4 protein-coding genes are annotated in these 5446 nt (G+C 73.4%); 2 read left to right on the top strand and 2 right to left on the bottom strand.

What is annotated here, in order from left to right; genetic code table 11:
- Positions 1 to 369 precede the first annotated feature (369 nt).
- Complete coding sequence (dctA, locus tag DQW06_RS08210) at positions 370 to 1899, top strand: C4-dicarboxylate transporter DctA (RefSeq protein WP_117198236.1); 1530 nt, start codon at positions 370 to 372, stop codon at positions 1897 to 1899.
- 219 nt (positions 1900 to 2118) lie between these two features.
- On the opposite strand, the gene DQW06_RS08205 is transcribed toward dctA, so the two are convergent.
- On the bottom strand, positions 2119 to 2634 hold the full coding sequence (locus DQW06_RS08205; protein ID WP_013154555.1) for a hypothetical protein: 516 nt from the start codon (positions 2632 to 2634) through the stop codon (positions 2119 to 2121).
- Positions 2635 to 2639: 5 nt separating this feature from the next.
- Complete coding sequence (locus DQW06_RS08200) at positions 2640 to 3965, bottom strand: MFS transporter (protein WP_117198235.1); 1326 nt, start codon at positions 3963 to 3965, stop codon at positions 2640 to 2642.
- Positions 3966 to 4035: 70 nt separating this feature from the next.
- Between DQW06_RS08200 and DQW06_RS08195 the strand changes: the two genes are divergently transcribed.
- Positions 4036 to 5031 (top strand): GlxA family transcriptional regulator, encoded by a 996-nt coding sequence (locus DQW06_RS08195; RefSeq protein WP_071622616.1) that lies wholly within the window; start codon positions 4036 to 4038, stop codon positions 5029 to 5031.
- The last annotated feature ends 415 nt before the right edge of the window (positions 5032 to 5446 follow it).

Raw genomic sequence — 5446 nt, 5'->3', positions numbered from 1 at the left:
CGGCGGCGTCGGCGCGGGGGCGTCGGCGCGGGGCGCCCTTCCAGGGCTTGTCCGCGTTGTGAGCCCGCTACCGGATCTGTTGCCCTCCGTTACCGCCAGCCGAATCGGAGACCGGCGTCAACGCAGGTCAGGGCATCCTCCGGTCACAGGCGGGCCGACCATCCCCGCCACGCCCCTCACAGGGAGCCACCGGTCCTCGCGAGCACCCGGACACACGAGCACCCTCAGTGAACAGAGATGCGGTGCCGTACCACCGAAAGTGATCAAATGTCAGGTAAACCTTAAGTTTCCCCCTCGTGGGTTGGCCGTTACGCGCCTCTGGCGTGAAGGTTCCTGTGACCCGCTACACAGGACCTGGAGGAGAAGGCCATGCCGAGTCCCGGACGCGCCGCCGCCCCCGGGCAGAGTGCCGACAAGGCACCGCCCAGGCGCAGGAAGCCCATCTACCGTCACCTGTACTTCTGGGTGCTCGTCGGTATCGCGCTCGGCATCGCCGTCGGTCTGCTCTTCCCGGCCTGGGCCGCGGACATGCGCTGGCTGGCCGACCTGTTCATCAAGCTCGTCAAGGTCGTCATCGCCCCGACCATCTTCTGTACCGTCGTCGTGGGCATCGCCGGTCTGGGCAACCTGGCCAAGGCGGGCGGGCTGGCCCTGCGCACCCTGGTGTACTTCACCGCGCTGACCGTGCTCGCCCTGGCCATCGGCCTGGTCACCGTCAACGTCATGCGTCCGGGCGTGGGCCTGAACGTGTCCTTCGACGAGGCCGACGCCGCGGACACCATCGCCGAGGCCGAGGCGGGCGGAACCGGTTTCTCCGGCTTCATCCTCCACATGATCCCCGACTCGTTCTTCTCCGCGTTCGTGGAGGGCGAGCTGATCCAGGTCCTGGTCCTGGCCATCCTGGTCGCCTGCGCCCTGACCATGCTCGGCAGGCGCGGCGAGCCCGCCGTCCGCGCCCTGGACACGATGTCGCACATCATGTTCGGCGTCATCAAGATCGTCATGTACGCGGCGCCCGTCGGCGCCTTCGGCGGCATGGCCTTCACCATCGGCGAGTACGGCGGCCAGGTGCTCAGCAGTCTCGCCTACTTCATGCTCAGCTTCTACGTCACCTGTGTCCTGTTCATCGTCGTCGTCCTGGGGCTCGTCAGCCGCCTGGCCGGGTTCAGCCTGTTCCGCCTGGTGCGCCTGATCCGCGACGAGCTCCTCATCGTGCTGGGCACCTCCTCCAGCGAGTCGGTGCTGCCGCGCATGATGACCAAGCTGGAGGCCGCGGGCGCCAAGAAGTCCGTGGTGGGCCTGACCATCCCGACCGGGTACTCCTTCAACCTGGACGGCACCGCGATCTACATGACCATGGGCGCCATCTTCATCGCCCAGGCCACCGGTTCGGACATCTCCGTCTGGACCCAGGTCGGACTGCTGCTGTTCATGCTGCTCTCCAGCAAGGGCGCGGCGGGCGTCAGCGGTGCCGGTCTGGTGACCCTGGCCGCCTCGCTGGCCGCGTTCGGCGACGTGATCCCGCTGGCGGGCATCGCGCTCATCGTCGGCATCGACCGCTTCATGTCCGAGGGCCGCGCCCTGACCAACCTCATCGGCAACGCGGTGGGCACCCTGGTCATCGCCCGCTGGACCGGCGGCCTGGACCGCGAGCGCCTCACCCACACGCTGAGGAACCCGGACAGCATCGACATGGACGCCCTCATGAGCTACGACAAGCCCGCCGAGGGTTCCGGTGGGGCCGCGGAGGCCTCCGGCACGGCCGGGGGCGACGGCTCGGAGGCCGAGGAGGCCAGGACGGCCGACTCCGACACGGCCGCCGGGGAGTCGCGGACCGCCGACGCCTCCGGTGAGGGAGGCGGGGAGCGGCACGCCCCCGTGGGCGCACCGCGCGGCTGAGCCCGCGCCGCGATACCCGGGCGCGGTCAGCGGCTCGCCGCGGTCGGCGGACGGTCCACCCAGCCGACCGCGGCTCCGGACCGCGGGCCGGACACTCCCAGCCCGTCCCCCGGCCCGTGCCCGGTGTCCGTACGCCTCCCGTCCCTCGTGCGGGCACCGGTTCCCACCGCCCCGGGCGGACCGCCGGGTCCGCCCGGGGCGGTCCGCGTCCGGGGCCGGTCACTCCTTCGCCGGTCCGCGCCGCAGGTAGCGCACCCAGTTCGCCGCGACACCGCCGACCAGGGCCGGGCACGCCGCGAGGACGAGCGAGGACAGGATCCACTCGCGGGAGCCGTCGGGGCCGTAGACGCGGTTGGCGGCCCCGGCGTCCACGGCCGGGATCCGCGCTCCCTCCTCGCAGGTGTCGCGCCCGGCCGCGTGCAGGTAGACCCCGCGCGGCTCTCCTCCCCCCGCACCGGTGAAGGTGCCGTTGCAGGTGCACGACTCGTGCCCCGGGTGCTGGACGCAGGTGATGCTCGTCGCGGTGAACACGCCCGGTACCCCCTCGCCGCGCGCCGCGCGCAGTCCCTGCTCCAGCCCGGCGAACCCCACGTAGGCCACCAGGGCGGCGAGGACCACCAGCACGGCGGAGAACCCTGGTGACGGGCGCCCGGCCCCGCGGGCCGTACCCGGACCGACCCCGGCACCGGCGCACGCGGGACCCTCGGCGCCGCCCCGGGTTCCGGTGTCCCCCATCGCGCTCACACCCTCCTGCGCTCGTGGTCACGGGCCCCTCCGGACCCCTCGTCCGCGAGGTCGGAGCCCGTGCCGCGCGGCACCCTGAGGGCCAGCATCGCGGCGACGGCGCACAGGGCGGCGCCCGTCAGCCACACCGGCCCGTAGCTTCCGCCCACGTCGCGGACGAAGCCGCCGAAGACCGCCATGGACCCCGCGCCGACCTGGTGGACGGCGTTGACCCACCCGAAGACGATGGCCCCGTCTGCGCCGAAGAGCCGGCGGCACAGCAGGATGGTCGGGGGCACCGTCGCGACGTCGAGCAGGCCGAACACCAGAACGAAGGCCGCCATCGCCGCTCCGGCGTCCGGCCCCAGCAGCGCGGGCAGCGCGGCCAGGAGCACGCCCCGACCCGCGTAGTAGGCGACCAGGAGCAGGCGCGGGTCCACCCGGTCGGTGAGCCATCCGGACAGGACCGTCCCCACCAGGGAGAAGACGCCGATCGCCGACACCAGCGCCGCCGCGACCGTGACGGCCATCCCCTGGTCCTGGGCGGCGGGTACGAAATGGGTCCACATGATGCCGTTGGTGGTCGCGCCGCACATCGCGAACGCTCCGCCCAGGAGCCAGAACCGGCGACTGCGCACCGAGGAGGACAGGACCCGCACGGTTCGGCGCGCCGCGCCCCGGTCCGCTCGGGGCCTGTCCACGAAGACCGGGGAACCGTAGGGGCGCTGTCCCAGGTCGGCCGGGTGGTTCCGCAGCACCAGGGCGACGAGGACGATCATGACGCCCGCCGTCAGCACCAGGGTCACGATGGCCGGACGCCATCCGCGGTGGTCCACGATCCAGGCCAGCGCGGGGAGGAACACCAGCTGGCCGAAGGCGCTGGCCCCGGTCAGGGCGCCGATGACCAGCCCACGGCGTCGGACGAACCAGTTGTCGGCCACCGTGGCGGCGAACGTCATCGCCAGTGACCCCGTGCCCGCGCCGACGAGCAGCCCCCAGTAGAGGGTCAGCTGCCAGGCGGTGGTCATGACGAGGGTCAGTCCGGCCCCCGCCACGACGGCGCCCAGGGCCGCCAGGGCGACCCCGCGGACACCGAACCGGTCCATCAGCGCCGCGGCGAAGGGGGCGATCAGGCCGTAGACGAGCATGTTGACCGAGGCCGCCGCACCGATCGCCCCGCGGGACCACCCGTACTCGGCGTGCAGGGGATCGGTCAGGACTCCGGGCATCGCGGCGAAGGCCGCCGCGGCGACGATGGTCAGGCACGCGACGAGGGCGACCAGCCACGCGCGGTGGAACGGGGTGCGTGCGGGCTCTTGCGCGGAAGCGGTGTTCTCGGCCATGGCCTCAGGCTCCTGCGCGGGCACCTCCCCCGACAGTGTCCTGAAAGCCAACATGCGCAAGAATCAGGCCATGAGGATTTTCTCGCGGCCCGGCCGCCACCGCGTGGCCGTCCTCGTCCGGCACGGCCTGCTGCCCATCGAGGCGGGCATCGTCCACCGCCTGTTCGGCCAGGCCCGGAGCGCCGACGGGGAGCTGCTCTACGAAGTCGTCACCTGCGCGCTGGAACCGGGGGAGATCAGCACCGACACCGACTTCACGATCAACGTGGCCCACGGACCGGAGGCCCTCGACGAGGCGGACACGGTGATCCTGCCCGCCGCCGACGAGGACTACGGCGAACGCCCGCACGCCCCCCTCGCGCCGGCTCTGGCCGCGGCCGTCGCGCGCATCCCGCCGAACGCGCGCGTGGCCTCGATCTGCACCGGCGCGTTCGTGCTCGCCGCGGCCGGGCTCCTGGACGGGTGCCGCGTGACCACCCACTGGAAGTCCGCGGGCTACTTCCGCGCCATGTACCCCGGCATCGACCTGGACCCGGACGTGCTGTACACCGACAACGGGCGTGTGCTGACAGCTGCCGGGGTCGCCTCGGGCATCGACCTGGGCCTGCACATGATCCGGCTCGACCACGGCGCCGCCGTGGCCAACGAGGTGGCGCGCAGCACCGTCGTCCCGCCCCACCGCGACGGCGGCCAGGCCCAGTACATCCGCCGTCCCGTGCCCGCGCCGGAGCGTGCCGCGACGGGTCGGGCGCGCGCCTGGGCCCTGGAACACCTGCACCTCCAGCCGGGCCTGCGGGAGATGGCCCTCCAGGAGGCCGTGAGCGTGCGTACCCTCACCCGCCGTTTCCGCGACGAGGTGGGGCTCTCGCCCGGCCAGTGGGTCGCCCGGCAGCGCCTGGACCGGGCCCGGCAGCTGCTGGAGGAGTCGGACCTGCCGGTGGACAGGGTCGCGCACGAGGCGGGTTTCGGCACGGCGGCGTCGCTGCGCCAGCACATGCACGCCGAACTGGGCGTGTCCCCCAGCGCCTACCGGCGCACCTTCCGGGGCGCACCGGACCCGGCCTGAACCCGTCCGGGGCCCGGAACCCCTGAACGGGGACGCGGGCGGCGGGCCTCCACAGCGGGGAGGCGCCGCCGCGAGGATCGCCGGTACGGCACGCGGAACCGGGCGCGGGCCTCCCCGGGGCTCGCGGAAGTCCGTGGCGGCCTCCGCCGGGCGCGGGCCTCCTCTGGAGACGGCTCCGCCGGTGCCGTCGGTACGGCGTACGGCCCGGAACGGTTCCCACCGGCGCCGGGGGGCGCGGGACGGAGCACGCGAGAGCGGGATGCGGGGGCGCGGGACGGACCGTGCAAGAGCGGGACGCGGGCACGGAACCCCCGTGGCTGCGCGGTTCGCGGCGTGAGGCGGCTCCGAACGGGTAACGGGGAACCGTGGGTCCTCGCCCACGCCCGCCCCTCACCCCCGGAAGGCCCCCGTGAAG

Origin of the sequence: Nocardiopsis sp. TNDT3 (assembly GCF_003427465.1) — a bacterium.
GTDB classification, from domain to species: domain Bacteria; phylum Actinomycetota; class Actinomycetes; order Streptosporangiales; family Streptosporangiaceae; genus Nocardiopsis; species Nocardiopsis dassonvillei.
The sequence above is the reverse complement of the archived record's forward strand: the minus strand, read 5'-3'. Positions and strand labels throughout refer to the sequence as shown.

What these genes read in the sequence shown, in the direction of transcription:
- DQW06_RS08200 (WP_117198235.1), bottom strand. Translation starts at nt 3,965, where the DNA reads ATGGCCGAGAACACCGCTTCCGCGCAAGAGCCCGCACGCACCCCGTTC.
- dctA (WP_117198236.1), top strand. Translation starts at nt 370, where the DNA reads ATGCCGAGTCCCGGACGCGCCGCCGCCCCCGGGCAGAGTGCCGACAAG.
- DQW06_RS08205 (WP_013154555.1), bottom strand. Translation starts at nt 2,634, where the DNA reads ATGGGGGACACCGGAACCCGGGGCGGCGCCGAGGGTCCCGCGTGCGCC.
- DQW06_RS08195 (WP_071622616.1), top strand. Translation starts at nt 4,036, where the DNA reads ATGAGGATTTTCTCGCGGCCCGGCCGCCACCGCGTGGCCGTCCTCGTC.